Origin of the sequence: Enterobacter sp. 22499 (assembly GCF_052044815.1) — a bacterium.
GTDB lineage: Bacteria > Pseudomonadota > Gammaproteobacteria > Enterobacterales > Enterobacteriaceae > Enterobacter > Enterobacter bugandensis.
The window spans coordinates 222,810-235,334 of record NZ_JBQENR010000006.1 but is presented as its reverse complement, the minus strand read 5'-3'; the positions used below and the strand labels follow the sequence as shown (position 1 = coordinate 235,334).

The following is a 12,525-nucleotide window of genomic DNA, read 5'->3' as shown; positions in this document are numbered from 1 at the left end:
TTTGCGCGCGATAATATCACACTTGTTTTGTTACGCACGGCTCCACCAGCCATTTCTGCCAGCTTGCCGTCACCTGGGCGCGCTCTGCGGTAAAACAGTCCAGCGCCACGTGGCCCGGCTGTTCCTGCAATGCCAGGTGATGAAGCTCATCGCGCAGCGTGGTGTAGGCGCGGGTTAAGGCCTGCGCCTCCTGCTCGTCCATGATGTCGTTTTGCGCAAGCAGTTCCAGAATGCGCACGTTATCGGACCAGCGGGTTAACTTCGGCTTGTCGTGGGCATGCAGTAGCACCAGGTACTGAGTGATGAACTCAATATCGGTAATCCCGCCCTCATCGGCTTTGATATCAAAGCGATCGCGATGTTTATTACCCAAATGCGCGCGCATTTTCTCACGCATTTCGCGCACTTCAGTTTGCAGGGTGCTGCCCTCGCGCGGGGTCGTCATGACTGACTTGCGGATCGCATCGAACTGCGTTTTGAGCTGCGGATCGCCGTACACCACGCGGGCACGCACCAGCGCCTGATGTTCCCACGTCCAGGCTTCGTTCTTCTGATAGTCAGCAAAAGCGTCCGTCGAGGTGACCAGCATGCCTGCCGCGCCGGACGGGCGCAGACGCGCGTCCACCTCGTACAGAATGCCCGACGAAGTGCGGGTGCTGAACAGGTGCATGATGCGCTGGGCCAGGCGCAGGTAGAACTGCCGCCCGTCAATCTCACGTTCGCCGTCGGTCATGACGTCCGCCGGACAGTCGTGCAGGAAAATCAGATCCAGATCGGAGCTGTAGCCCAGCTCCCAGCCGCCCAGCTTGCCGTAACCGACCACGGCAAACCCTCGCCCCTCGCGGTCAGCAAGGTGCTTCGGCTGGCCGTAGCGGGCCACCATCTGCACCCACGCCTGGTGGACTACCGCGTCGATGATCGCCTCCGCCAGCCAAGTTAAGTGATCGCTCACTTTCATTACCGGCAGCGTACCGGCGATATCCGCCGCCGCCACGCGCAGCATCTGCGCCTGCTTAAACTGACGCAGCGCCTCGAGCTGTTGCTCTTCGTCCTCTTCCGGCACGCGCAGCAGATACTGGCGCAGCTCGTCGCGGTAGGCGTCCGTCGCCGTCGGCTGATAGAGCGTGTTCGGGTCGAGCAGTTCGTCCAGCAGCAGCGGGTATCGCGCCAGCTTGTTGGCCACCATCGGCGACGCGGCGCAGAGGGAAATCAGGTGTTTCAGCGCGCCGGGAAACTCGCTCAGCAGTTCAAGATAGGTGGTACGCGTGATAATCCCGCTCAGCAGCGGCATCATGCGCGACAGCGGCACCGGCGCATCCTCGCGGGAGCAGACCTCGCTCAGCAGGTGCGGCATCAGATGATCCAGCACCTGACGACCGCGCGGCCCAATGGCGCGCTTGTTCAGCTCAAGGCGGAAATCGGCAATCAAGGCCACCACGCGATGGCGGGCGTCGTCGCTTAAGTGCGCCAGCACCGGCGTGGTGTCATCTTCCTGGAGCGCGTCCTGCCACAGTTCGCGCCAGTGCTCGGAGAGCGCATCGTCCGGCGATTCACTTTCGTCGTCACCAATAAGATCGTTAAAGATGCGGCGAACGCCTGCCATATGGGCATCCAGCCGTTCGGTCAACGTTGACCAGTCATCCACCCGCATGCCCCAGGCCAGGCGCGCCCGGTTAAGGTCATCGCCCGGCAGGGTCTGGGTCTGTTCGTCGTTAATGCTTTGCAGCAGGTTTTCCAGACGGCGCAGGAACAGATAGGCCTCGCGCAGGGTTTGCGCGTCGCCGTCCGGCAGCAAATGCAGTTGCTCAATGGCGCTCAGCGTCGGCAGCAGCGAGCGGGACTGCAGCGACGGCTCGCGCCCGCCGCGGATCAGCTGGAAGACCTGAACGATAAATTCGATTTCGCGGATGCCGCCCGCGCCAAGCTTGATGTTGTCCTTCAGGCCGCGACGGCGCACCTCGCGGGCGATCATCCCTTTCATATTGCGCAGGGACTGGATCACGCTAAAGTCGATGTAACGGCGGAACACGAACGGGCGTAGCATGGCGCGCAGCTCATTGGCGTAAGCGTCGTCGCTGTCGCCCATGATCCGCGCTTTGACCATCGCGTAACGCTCCCAGTCGCGCCCCTGCTCCTGGTAATAATCTTCCAGCGCGGCGAAGCTCAGCACCAGCGGGCCGCTGTCGCCAAACGGGCGCAGGCGCATGTCCACGCGGTAAACAAAGCCGTCCTGCGTAGGCTGATCCAGCGCCTTAATCAGACGCTGCCCGAGTCGGGTAAAGAACTGGGCGTTATCCAGCTCGCGACGACCGCCTCGCGTGGCGCCATTCTCCGGCCAGGCAAAGATCAGGTCGATATCCGAGGAGAAGTTCAGCTCGCAGCCGCCCAGCTTGCCCATCCCCAGAATCAACAGCGGCTGCGGAACCCCTTCTTCGCTGCACGGCGTGCCCCACTCTTTACAGCAGGCGGCGTAGAGCCAGTCCCGCGCGGCGACAATCAGCGTCTGCGCCAGCTCGCTCAGCTGCTGCAAGGTGCTCTCTTCACTCACCAGCTCCAGCGCCTGCGCCCAGGCAATGCGCACCATCACCCGGCGGCGGAACTGACGCAGAACGCGCATCAGCGTGGCTTCATCCGCCACCTCTGCCAGCGCGGTTTGCAGCCAGCCAGCATAGTGCCGCCACTCGTCAGCCTGCGGCGGCGCGCTTTCCAGCTCTGCCAGCCAGTCAGGATTGGCGCTGACGCTCTCCTGCACAAAATCACTGAACGTGAGCACGCTTTTCGCCTGCTCGCTTAACGATGACGCGGGTAACGACTCGGGCAGACGTTCGCAAACGGTTTGCCAGTGCTGCTGTAACTGCGAAGAAAGCGGCATATCAGGGGTTCCTTGCCAGAATTAACGTTTTCCGCTGTGCAGCCAGTATGGATCCTGCGAAATGGCTTCGTTGCGGAAATGCTCGATCTCAATCTGCTGACGGGTCTCAATGGCATGCTTAAGCCCCTGCCAGTTCTCCAGCCAGGCCTGCGCCTTCACGCCCTCGTACGCTCCCGACAGAAGCAACATGCTGTCGATATTACGCGCCAGGCGGGGAAGCTGGTCGCCATACTGGTCGCCCAGCGGATGCGCGAAGGTGGTTCTCAGCTCGGCGGCGTGGCGGGAAAGATGGATATCCGCGAAGCGTTTAAAGTTGTCCGCGATTTTGGTCTGCGCTTTTGCATCGAGGAAGACGCGCCAGCCGCGCGTCACCAGAAACTCGGTCAGCGCCAGTTTTGCCGCGGCATTTTGCGGGCTATATAGCGCGGTTTGCGCCGACACGTCGGAAAGCAGCAGCGTTTCGGTCTGGGTCAGCAGATCGCGTAAGTGAGCGCTAGCTTTACGCGGTACGATACCGCCAAACAGCGTCAGGGTATGACGCACCAGTCCGATAGCGGCCAGCACCTGTTTTTTGGCATTTTTGACGTTACGCGCCCACAGTTCTTCATGGTACTGCCATTGGGAGAGCGCCAGCTCCAGCGCCGCTTCCATGCCCTGTTCAATGCTGGCTTTCGGGACGACGCGCAAAATCGGAGTCTCTCTCAGCACGCGTGGCGCATTTCCGGCAGCCAGGTGGTAGCCCCGCGCCGCTTTGCTCAAGCTGCCCTGACGTAAACCCGGCTGGCTTACCAGCTTGCGCGCCAGCTTCAGCACGTCGCTCGCATCCCCTTCCAGAAGTTCCAGCTCCAGCTCGCAGATCGGTTCCTGGAACTCACCCGCCTTCACCTCGCCTAAATCCAGCGCGATTTCAATGCGGCTCTTGCCTTCCGTCACCAGCCATTTCTCGCGAGCGAAATCAGTGCTGAACAGCGGCTGCACCTGCCCAGCCAGCGTGGCGGGCAGTTCGCCTTCCGGCCAGACTTCCGCCGGGAAACGTTCCAGCTCAAGTTCTGGCTTACTGATGTCGATATTGTATTCCGGGCGCTGATGCAAACCGCCGACCACGCGGCCGGCGATTTTCATCGTCATCTCGTAGCGTCCGTTCGCGCCGCGGATACGCAGCCCCATATCGTGGTTGCGCAGCCAGTTGTCCGGCGTTTCATAGTAGATGTTGAGCAACGGTACGGGTTCATGGTGCTCGCCGGAGAGCGTATTCAGATGCTGACGGAGCGCGTCAACGCTGTCTTTTTCGACGATAAATTTTAATTCGATTTCCTGAGCCATAGCCTTGTACTTTTGCGGGCGTCACAGACGCGTCAATGAGGGCGAACTTCCTCGCCATTTATTTGTCAGTACATAGTATTTTGCGCCAAATTGCCATGCAATGAGCAATTTGTCGGGCGTAAATGTGTAGAGTCGTGACACAGATGATTCTGATTGCTGATGAATGCTTTGCGTAGAGACACTGTTGCCACTACTATCGTTCCACTTTTTATGAAAATAACGACTAATGATGCTTAAATTACGCCTGATTGGACTTACTTTACTCGCTTTTAGCGCCGCAACCGCAGTGCACGCTGAAGAGAAGCGTTACGTTTCTGACGAACTTAACACCTGGGTGCGCAGTGGCCCCGGAGACAATTATCGCCTCGTGGGCACGGTGAATGCCGGCGAGGAAGTCACCCTGTTGCAGACCAACGCGGAGACCAATTACGGTCAGGTTCGCGACAGTTCCGGCCGTACCTCCTGGATCCCAATGAAAGAGCTGAGCACCGTGCCAAGCCTGCGCACCCGCGTGCCGGATCTGGAAAACCAGGTGAAGACCCTCACCGACAAGCTGAACAACATCGACGGGACCTGGAACCAGCGCACCGCTGAAATGCAGCAGAAAGTGGCGCAGAGCGACGGCGTGATCAACGGTCTGAAAGAAGAGAATCAAAAGCTCAAAAACGAGCTGATCGTCGCGCAGAAAAAAGTGAACGCCGCAAACCTGCAGCTTGATGACAAACAGCGCACCATTATCATGCAGTGGTTTATGTATGGCGGCGGCGTGCTGGGCGTTGGTCTGGTGCTGGGTCTGGTTCTGCCACATCTGATCCCAAGCCGTAAGCGTAAAGATCGCTGGATGAACTAATTCGTCTTCTCTGCCAGACTTACGTATCATTCTGGAAAAGAGAAAACGGGAGAGTTGGGCGTGAAGAGTTATCTGGTCGGTGGTGCGGTACGTGATGCGTTATTAGGTCTGCCGGTCAAAGATAAAGACTGGGTGGTGGTGGGCGCCACCCCGGAAGAGATGCTCGACGCGGGCTACCAGCAGGTAGGCCGCGATTTTCCCGTGTTCCTGCATCCGAAAAGCCGGGAAGAGTACGCCCTGGCGCGTACCGAACGGAAATCCGGTTCCGGTTATACGGGCTTCACCTGCTACGCCGCGACGGATGTGACGCTGGAGCAGGATCTGCTGCGCCGCGATCTCACCATTAACGCCCTGGCCCAGGACGAAAACGGCCATATCATCGACGCCTACGGCGGGCAGGACGACCTGCGCGATCGTCTTTTGCGTCACGTCTCCCCGGCATTTTCTGAAGATCCGCTCCGCGTGCTGCGCGTGGCGCGTTTTGCCGCGCGTTACGCGCATCTGAGCTTCCGTATTGCGGATGAGACGATGGCGTTGATGACGACCATGACCGAGGCGGGCGAGCTGGAACACCTGACGCCGGAGCGCGTCTGGAAAGAGACGGAAAATGCCCTCACCACCCGCAACCCGCAGGTCTTTTTCCAGGTTCTTCGCGACTGCGGCGCGCTGAAGGTGCTGTTCCCGGAAATCGACGCGCTGTTTGGCGTGCCCGCACCGGCGAAATGGCATCCCGAAATTGATACCGGCGTACACACGCTGATGACGCTGAGCATGGCCGCCATGCTCAGCCCTGAGGTGGACGTACGTTTTTCCACCCTGTGCCACGATCTCGGCAAAGGCTTAACGCCGAAAGAGTTCTGGCCGCGCCATCACGGGCACGGTCCGGCGGGGGTAAAGCTGGTTGACGGGCTCTGCCAGCGTCTGCGCGTGCCGAATGACATCCGCGATCTGGCAAAGCTGGTCGCCGAGTTCCACGACCTGATCCATACCTTCCCGATCCTGAAGCCCGCCACCATCGTGAAGCTGTTCGATAATATTGACGCCTGGCGCAAGCCGCAGCGCGTGGAGCAGATTGCGCTCACCAGCGAAGCGGACGTGCGCGGTCGCACCGGGTTTGAAGCGTCCGATTATCCCCAGGGGCGTTTGCTGCGCGAAGCGTGGGAAGTCGCAAAAGCGGTGCCAACGAAAGACGTGGTTGAGGCAGGATTTAAAGGCCCGGAGATTCGCGAGGAGCTAACCAAACGGCGGATTGACGCGGTTACCGCGTGGAAGGAAAAGCGTTGCCCTCAGCCGAAAGAGTGAGGGCAATCGGTTATCAGAAGAAGACCACGTACACCGCAGCCGCGACGATAAAGCGGTAGATCGCGAACGGAATAAACGAGATACGCTTAATCAGCTGCAGGAAGGTTTTGATGGCAATCAGCGCCACGATAAAGGCGGTGATAAAGCCCACGGCAAACATCGGAATATCGCCTGTGGTCAGGAAGCCAATGCTTTTGTAAAGGTCCAGCGCGGTGGCGCCCATCATCATCGGCACCGCCAGCAGGAACGAGAACTCGGACGCCGCATAGCGGCTCACGCCCATCAGCATCCCGCCTGAAATGGTCGCACCTGAACGGGAGAAGCCCGGCCACAGCGCCAGACACTGGAAGCAGCCAATGATAAACGCCTGACGATAGGTCATATCGTCCAGGCCTTCCGCACGCGGGACTTTTGGCTTCAGCACTTCCGCGGCAATCAGCAGGAAACCGCCCACCACCAGCGCGTACATGACGTTAATCGGGTTAAACAGCGATTTAATGGTGTCGTGGAATACCAGCCCCAATACCACCGCCGGGATCATCCCGAGCAGGATGTGAATCAGCGTCAGGCGGCCTTTGCCCTCTCCTTCACGCTGCGGCAGACGGCCAAAATGGATGCCGATCAGGCCAAACAGGCGACGCCAGAACATCACCACCACCGCCAGAATCGAGCCCAGCTGAATTACCACCTCAAACGTCTTTGCGGTATCGCCTTCGAAGCCCAGCAGATGGCCAACGATAATCATATGGCCCGTACTGGAAACCGGCAAAAACTCCGTCAATCCTTCGACCACACCCAGAATTGCCGCCACCAGCAGCGAGTGCATATCGCTCATCTATAAACCCCTAAAAAAGATATAAAAAAACGGTCGCCCCTAACGGCTACCGTGAAAGATACAGCCTTAAGACCGATATAACCTAAAATGGTTTAGCAATTATGACGTTAAATCTTTCCTTTCAGATTTGTGCCACGCTCGATAATCACGCCTACGTTGGCCGCGCGCGCCACTGCCCCCGGCTTGCTCAGCTTAATGCGTACCCACGGTGAGTTGAATTTGGTCAGCAGCAGATCCGCCACCTCTTCCGCCACCCGTTCCACCAACGCAAAACGCTGTCCTTCCACGTGGCCGATCACCGCTTCGCTGATGTCGGCATAGCTCAGACAGTCATTCACGTCATCGCTTTTTGCCGATTTGCGGTTATCCCATCCCATTTCGATATCGAACACCAGTTTCTGCTCGATGGTCTGTTCCCAGTCGTAAACACCAATTGTGGTGATTACCGAAAGTTGCTCTATAAATACAATATCCATCACGACCTGCCTGCTTTTTGGCTAAACCGGATACCACTTCCGGCGAATTATGCGTATTATCCACAGATGCTGAGAATACAGATACATTTTCAAAACGGAACAGCGTTATGAGTGCAATCGCGCCTGGAATGATCCTCCTCGCCTATCTTTGCGGCTCAATCTCCAGCGCCATTCTGGTCTGCCGCATTGCCGGGTTACCTGACCCGCGTGAAAGTGGTTCCGGGAATCCGGGAGCGACCAACGTGCTTCGAATTGGCGGCAAGGGAGCAGCCGTAGCGGTTTTGATTTTTGATGTTCTGAAGGGGATGCTACCCGTCTGGGGCGCCTATGCGCTGGGCGTCACGCCATTCTGGCTGGGGCTCATCGCCATCGCCGCCTGCGTCGGCCATATCTGGCCCGTATTCTTCGGCTTTAAAGGCGGCAAAGGGGTGGCGACCGCCTTTGGTGCCATCGCGCCCATCGGATGGGACTTAACCGGCGTCATGGCCGGGACCTGGCTGCTGACCATTCTGCTGAGCGGCTATTCGTCGCTGGGTGCCATCGTCAGCGCGCTGATCGCCCCGTTTTACGTCTGGTGGTTTAAACCCCAATTCACCTTCCCGGTATCGATGCTCTCCTGCTTGATCCTGCTGCGTCATCACGACAATATCCAGCGCCTGTGGCGACGCCAGGAAACGAAGATCTGGACGAAGCTCAAGCGAAAGAAAAAAGATCCCGAGTAGGCGGTTAGTTATGCCTTATAACCAAATGTGATTTTTGTCACCTTCTGCCTGTGGTAACTGTTAGAGACACAACACAACCACACAAAAAGAAAATGGCAGAAATCACAGACACAACTCCCCTTTCAACGGCAGGAATTCCCCCTGATGGCGACATTCAGTGGGTGCGCAGTGCATCGGACGTTTCACGTCTCGTTAATGACGGCTCACAGGGCCGGGCTAACGCCCGGATCGTGGTGGGTATCGCTCTGGGCGGGATTTTCCTCGATGCCTACGATCTGGGCGCGCTGGCGTTCGGCATTAAAGACATCACACGCGAATTTAACCTGACGCCTGCCGGTACCGGCATGGTGGCCTCGGCGATTACCTTTGGTGCGATTGTCGGGGCGCTGCTCGGCGGTTACCTCACGGATAAAATCGGGCGCTACCGCGTCTTTATGGCCGACATGGTATTCTTTGTCGTCGCCGCTATCGCCTGCGCGCTGGCCCCGAATGAATATGTGCTGGCGGGCGCGCGCTTTGTGATGGGCCTTGGCGTGGGGATCGACCTTCCCGTGGCGATGGCGTTCCTGAGCGAGTTTGCCAGGCTGAAAGGGCCGGGCAATAAGGCCTCCAGCGTCGCGATGTGGTGCCCTACCTGGTATGCGGCGATCAGCATCTCTTACCTTCTGGTTCTCTTTTTCTACGCCGTGCTGCCGGAAAGCCACAGCGACTGGCTCTGGCGTTTGATTCTCGGCTTTGGTGCAGTACCCGCGCTGGTGATTATCGCCATCCGCAGCCGCTATATGAGCGAATCGCCGGTCTGGGCGGCGAATCAGGGCAACCTGAAAGAGGCGGCGTCCATTTTACGCCAGTCGTACAATATTAACGCCCACGTCCCGCAGGATGCGCTCACCCAGCCTGCGCCTGTCGTGAATAAAGCCAAATGGTCGAACTATCTGAACCTGTTCCGCGGCATCTATCTGCGGCGTACCACGCTCGCCACGCTGCTGTCCGTCGTCTCCTCGTTCGCCTATAACGCCGTGGCCTTTGGCCTGCCGGTGATTATTTCAAGCTTCTTCGTGCAGTCTATGCTGACCACTATTGTGATCTCGCTGGCGCTGAACCTGCTTTTTGCGTTTATCGGCGGATTACTGGCGGTGCGCTATGTGCCGCGCTTCGGCGCGTGGCGGATGTCGCTGGCGGGTTACGCCTGTCAGCTTGTGGCGCTGCTGGGGCTGGCGCTGATTGGTCGACCGGACGGTGCTTTTGAAGGGGTGCTTGCCGTGGCGATGCTGGCGCTTTTCCTGTTCGGTCAGGGATTTGGCCCGGGCGCGCATACCATGACGTTCGCCTCGCTGAGCTACCCGACCTCGCTGCGCGGCGTGGGCGTGGGTCTCAACCAGACGCTGATGCGCAGCAGCTCCACGCTGTCGCTGTTCCTGTTCCCGCTGCTGGTCGCGTCTCTCGACACCGCCGTGTTCTGGGTGATTGCGCTGGCGCCGTTTATCGGTCTGGCGTCATTGCTGGCGATCCGCTGGGAGCCGTCCGGGTATGATGTGGATGCGGAGGACTACAGGTAACGACACATCGCTTCGGTGGGTTCAGCCCCACCGAAGTGCGCTTACAAATCTTCCAGCAGCGTTCGGGAGAGTTTTTTTAGCATTTCCAGCTCATCATCATTCATTCGCATGCTGCAGCGAATCTGGTCCGGCAGCGCCATCACCTGCTTTTTCAGTTCTTTCGCCTTATCGGTCAATACGACATTTTTCATCCTTTCATCCCCCACAACCGCGATACGGTTGAGAAAACCTTTTGCCTCAAGCTTCTGAACCAGCGGGGTCAATGTGCCTGAATCAAAATAGGTTTTATCGCTGAGATCGCGAAGCGGGATGTTGTCTTTTTCATAAAGCGCCATCAAAACAACAAATTGCGGATAGGTCAGATCCATCTCCTGCAGCAGGGGGCGATACTGGCGCACGAACGCATTGGTGACCGAGTACAGCGAGAAGCACAATAAATCATCTAGTGTTTTGTTTTCTTTCATTTTTCTATCAACCCTGAATCTGTTGTCTAAAAAAAATTATAAATAATGTTTGACTAAAAGTATCTTGCGCGCAAGCATTATACCAACAACTAAGTAGCGCACTATTTAGTTATCCAATCAAATACGTTAAAAGGGGTACCACCATGAAAACATTAACCGCCATCCTGATTTCTTCCGTCTTCGCGTCAGCCGCGGCATCCGCTCAAACCACCAATACTCCAGCCCCGACCGCAGGCGTACAGGCATTTCTTGATGTCCTGAATGCTGGCAAAGGGAAACCGATGGAACAGATGACCCCGCAGGAGGCCCGCCAGGTACTGATCGGCGCACAGCAAGGAGCAAAATTGCCGCCCGCTCAGGTGACTGAAAAAACGATCCAGGTCAATGGCCAGACGATCGCCCTAAAAATTGTGAAGCCTGAACATGCTGCCGGTACGCTCCCGGTATTTATGTTCTTCCACGGTGGCGGTTGGGTGCTGGGTGATTTTCCAACCCACGAACGTTTAATCCGCGATCTGGTTCGTGCATCAGGCGCCGCAGCGGTTTACGTTGATTACACACCGTCACCTGAAGCCCATTTCCCGGTGGCAATCAATCAGGCCTATGAAGCGACAAAATGGGTAGCCGAGCACGGCCATGTAATTGGCGTGGACGGCAGCCGTCTGGGCCTGGTTGGTAACAGCGTGGGCGGCAACATGGTGGCTTCAGTGGCGTTGCAGGCCAAACAGTTTAATGGGCCAAAAATTCGCTACAACGTGATGCTCTGGCCAGTGACGGACGCCAGCTTTGATACGGCTTCCTATCACCAGTTCGAAAATGGCTACTTCCTGTCAAAAAACATGATGAAATGGTTCTGGGATAACTACACCACCAGCGCTGCCGATCGTAACAATATCCTTGCCTCTCCGCTTCGCGCCAGCACTGCACAGTTGAAAGGCTTCCCGGAGACGCTGATTCAGACAGCTGAGCTGGACGTTCTGCGGGATGAAGGTGAAGCATTCGGGCGTAAACTGGATGCGGCTGGCGTCCCGGTGACCGTCACGCGCTATAACGGCATGATCCACGATTACGGCCTGCTTAACCCGCTGAGCCAGGAGCCAACGGTTAAAGTCGCCCTTGAGCAGGCAGGTGCAGCATTGCATGACCACCTGAAATAGGATCGTCATGCTTCATACAGAGCACGGCCCCGGGCCGTGCTTTTTAATTTCCTCTATCCATAAGCGACTCATATGACAGCCTTCATTTCCGCCAGGGCATACTGAAACGACCCCGATGATGCGCAGATGGAAGCAGCATGTTAGCAGCTCAGGTCACTGATAATACGTATAAAGGCTGGCAGGCGTCGCTTGCCCTGCAGTTTTGTCACGCCCCTGAGAAAACCCTCCTGCGTTCCGCGCGCCACGTCGGGCCGCTCACCGTACAACGTCCGTTTTACCCCGAAGGAAAAACCTGCCACCTCTATCTGCTGCACCCGCCCGGCGGCGTTGTGGGCGGCGATTCGCTGGATATTTCCGTTCGGCTCGATGCCAAAAGCCACGCGCTTATCACCATGCCCGGCGCCAGCAAGTTCTACCGCAGCAGCGGCCCGCAGGCGCGTCTGAGCCAGCACTTTTATCTTGATGAAAACGCCACGCTGGAGTGGCTGCCGCAGGACACCATTATCTTTCCCGGCGCGAACGCCGCGCTGCGTTCCGTCTTCCACCTTAAGGCTTCCAGCACGCTGCTGGCGTGGGAGCTGTACTGCCTGGGCCGCCCGGTAATCGGTGAGACCTTCAGCCACGGCACGCTGGAGAGCCGCCTTGAGGTGTGGGTGGATGACGAACCGCGCCTGATAGAACGCCAGCACCTCGGCGACGGCGATCTCACGCCCGTTGCCGGACACCCGTGGATCGGCACCCTGCTGTTCTATCCGGCCCGGGAAGATCATCTCGACACGGTGCGCGCGCTGCTCGCGCCTCTGGGCCATTTTGCGGGGGCAACGCTCACCGACGCTCTGCTGTCGGTGCGTTTTCTCTCCCACGACAACCTGATTTGCCAGCGGGCGATGCGCGACATCTGGCAGTCGCTTCGCCCGCTTCTTACTACCAAAACCGCCTGTTCGCCGCGCATCTGGCAGACATAA

At 58.0% G+C, this 12,525-nt stretch carries 11 protein-coding genes; 6 read left to right on the top strand and 5 right to left on the bottom strand.

Going from position 1 to position 12,525, the window contains the following annotated elements:
• Positions 1 to 16 precede the first annotated feature (16 nt).
• Together glnE and ACTJI7_RS17785 are read right to left on the bottom strand one after the other, a co-directional pair.
• Positions 17 to 2,872 carry a bifunctional [glutamate--ammonia ligase]-adenylyl-L-tyrosine phosphorylase/[glutamate--ammonia-ligase] adenylyltransferase gene (glnE, locus tag ACTJI7_RS17790; RefSeq protein WP_440670487.1) on the bottom strand — a complete coding sequence of 952 codons (2,856 nt, stop codon included), beginning with the start codon at positions 2,870 to 2,872 and terminating at the stop codon, positions 17 to 19.
• Positions 2,873 to 2,893: 21 nt separating this feature from the next.
• Positions 2,894 to 4,195: a CYTH domain-containing protein gene (locus ACTJI7_RS17785; RefSeq protein ID WP_028014456.1), complete on the bottom strand. Its 1,302-nt coding sequence runs from the start codon at positions 4,193 to 4,195 to the stop codon at positions 2,894 to 2,896.
• Positions 4,196 to 4,424: 229 nt separating this feature from the next.
• On the opposite strand from ACTJI7_RS17785, the gene ACTJI7_RS17780 reads away from it, so the two are divergent.
• Together ACTJI7_RS17780 and ACTJI7_RS17775 are read left to right on the top strand one after the other, a co-directional pair.
• Entirely contained in the window at positions 4,425 to 5,045 is a 621-nt protein-coding gene (locus tag ACTJI7_RS17780) for a TIGR04211 family SH3 domain-containing protein (protein WP_028014457.1), read from the top strand.
• 60 nt (positions 5,046 to 5,105) lie between these two features.
• A complete protein-coding gene (locus tag ACTJI7_RS17775) occupies positions 5,106 to 6,347 on the top strand; it encodes a multifunctional CCA addition/repair protein (RefSeq protein WP_440670485.1) in 1,242 nt (413 codons plus the stop codon).
• 13 nt (positions 6,348 to 6,360) lie between these two features.
• On the opposite strand, the gene bacA is transcribed toward ACTJI7_RS17775, so the two are convergent.
• Entirely contained in the window at positions 6,361 to 7,182 is an 822-nt protein-coding gene (gene bacA, locus ACTJI7_RS17770; RefSeq protein WP_028014459.1) for an undecaprenyl-diphosphate phosphatase, read from the bottom strand.
• 107 nt (positions 7,183 to 7,289) lie between these two features.
• Positions 7,290 to 7,658 (bottom strand): bifunctional dihydroneopterin aldolase/7,8-dihydroneopterin epimerase, encoded by a 369-nt coding sequence (folB, locus tag ACTJI7_RS17765; protein WP_028014460.1) that lies wholly within the window; start codon positions 7,656 to 7,658, stop codon positions 7,290 to 7,292.
• A 107-nt stretch (positions 7,659 to 7,765) separates the two neighbouring features.
• Here folB and plsY point away from each other — a divergent pair, with 107 nt between their 5' ends.
• Together plsY and ACTJI7_RS17755 are read left to right on the top strand one after the other, a co-directional pair.
• Positions 7,766 to 8,380: a glycerol-3-phosphate 1-O-acyltransferase PlsY gene (plsY, locus tag ACTJI7_RS17760; protein ID WP_014833311.1), complete on the top strand. Its 615-nt coding sequence runs from the start codon at positions 7,766 to 7,768 to the stop codon at positions 8,378 to 8,380.
• A gap of 92 nt (positions 8,381 to 8,472) precedes the next feature.
• Positions 8,473 to 9,939 (top strand): MFS transporter, encoded by a 1,467-nt coding sequence (locus ACTJI7_RS17755; protein WP_063155324.1) that lies wholly within the window; start codon positions 8,473 to 8,475, stop codon positions 9,937 to 9,939.
• Positions 9,940 to 9,980: 41 nt separating this feature from the next.
• Here the strand turns inward: ACTJI7_RS17755 and ACTJI7_RS17750 are convergent, their stop codons facing one another.
• Positions 9,981 to 10,403 (bottom strand): MarR family winged helix-turn-helix transcriptional regulator, encoded by a 423-nt coding sequence (locus ACTJI7_RS17750; RefSeq protein WP_047367377.1) that lies wholly within the window; start codon positions 10,401 to 10,403, stop codon positions 9,981 to 9,983.
• A 143-nt stretch (positions 10,404 to 10,546) separates the two neighbouring features.
• Here ACTJI7_RS17750 and ACTJI7_RS17745 point away from each other — a divergent pair, with 143 nt between their 5' ends.
• A complete protein-coding gene (locus tag ACTJI7_RS17745; RefSeq protein WP_440670482.1) occupies positions 10,547 to 11,560 on the top strand; it encodes an alpha/beta hydrolase in 1,014 nt (337 codons plus the stop codon).
• A 137-nt stretch (positions 11,561 to 11,697) separates the two neighbouring features.
• Positions 11,698 to 12,525: an urease accessory protein UreD gene (locus tag ACTJI7_RS17740; RefSeq protein WP_063155322.1), complete on the top strand. Its 828-nt coding sequence runs from the start codon at positions 11,698 to 11,700 to the stop codon at positions 12,523 to 12,525.

Excerpts from the sequence above, each read along its gene's own strand:
- ACTJI7_RS17780 (WP_028014457.1), top strand. The coding sequence starts at position 4,425 with ATGCTTAAATTACGCCTGATTGGACTTACTTTACTCGCTTTTAGCGCC.
- ACTJI7_RS17785 (WP_028014456.1), bottom strand. The coding sequence starts at position 4,195 with ATGGCTCAGGAAATCGAATTAAAATTTATCGTCGAAAAAGACAGCGTT.
- ACTJI7_RS17740 (WP_063155322.1), top strand. The coding sequence starts at position 11,698 with ATGTTAGCAGCTCAGGTCACTGATAATACGTATAAAGGCTGGCAGGCG.
- plsY (WP_014833311.1), top strand. The coding sequence starts at position 7,766 with ATGAGTGCAATCGCGCCTGGAATGATCCTCCTCGCCTATCTTTGCGGC.
- folB (WP_028014460.1), bottom strand. The coding sequence starts at position 7,658 with ATGGATATTGTATTTATAGAGCAACTTTCGGTAATCACCACAATTGGT.
- bacA (WP_028014459.1), bottom strand. The coding sequence starts at position 7,182 with ATGAGCGATATGCACTCGCTGCTGGTGGCGGCAATTCTGGGTGTGGTC.
- ACTJI7_RS17745 (WP_440670482.1), top strand. The coding sequence starts at position 10,547 with ATGAAAACATTAACCGCCATCCTGATTTCTTCCGTCTTCGCGTCAGCC.
- ACTJI7_RS17750 (WP_047367377.1), bottom strand. The coding sequence starts at position 10,403 with ATGAAAGAAAACAAAACACTAGATGATTTATTGTGCTTCTCGCTGTAC.
- ACTJI7_RS17755 (WP_063155324.1), top strand. The coding sequence starts at position 8,473 with ATGGCAGAAATCACAGACACAACTCCCCTTTCAACGGCAGGAATTCCC.
- glnE (WP_440670487.1), bottom strand. The coding sequence starts at position 2,872 with ATGCCGCTTTCTTCGCAGTTACAGCAGCACTGGCAAACCGTTTGCGAA.